Source organism: Faecalibacterium sp. DFI.5.82, from assembly GCF_029076575.1.
In the GTDB taxonomy this organism is placed as follows: Bacteria; Bacillota; Clostridia; order Oscillospirales; family Ruminococcaceae; genus Faecalibacterium; species Faecalibacterium duncaniae.
Genome location: NZ_JARFIS010001044.1, coordinates 1 through 291 on the forward strand (window position 1 = coordinate 1; position 291 = coordinate 291).

Below are 291 nucleotides of genomic sequence, written 5' to 3' on the forward strand. Positions count from 1 at the left end.
CCTGCACACGGTTCTCGCTGCGCTGGCCGGTGGTCATTAGCTGCAGGTAGTCGATAACGATCAGGCCCAAATTGGGGCGGGTGGGGTCCTGATTGACCCGGCGGATTTTCGCCTTCATCTCGGTGATGGTGATGCCCGAGGTGTCGTCCATATAGATGGGGGCATCGTGGAGCTTTTCCGTTGCCAGTGCCAGATACTCCCAGTCCTCACTGCGAAGGGCACCGGTGCGGAATGCCTGGCTGTCGATGCCTGCTTCCGCCGAAAGGATGCGGTTGGTCAGCTGCTCCTTTG

At 60.1% G+C, this 291-nt stretch carries 1 protein-coding gene; it reads right to left on the bottom strand.

Annotation, left to right across the window (positions count from 1 at the left end):
- Positions 1 to 291: DnaB-like helicase C-terminal domain-containing protein (locus P0G09_RS20055; RefSeq protein ID WP_275253554.1), on the bottom strand; the 291-nt coding region annotated here is incomplete at both ends.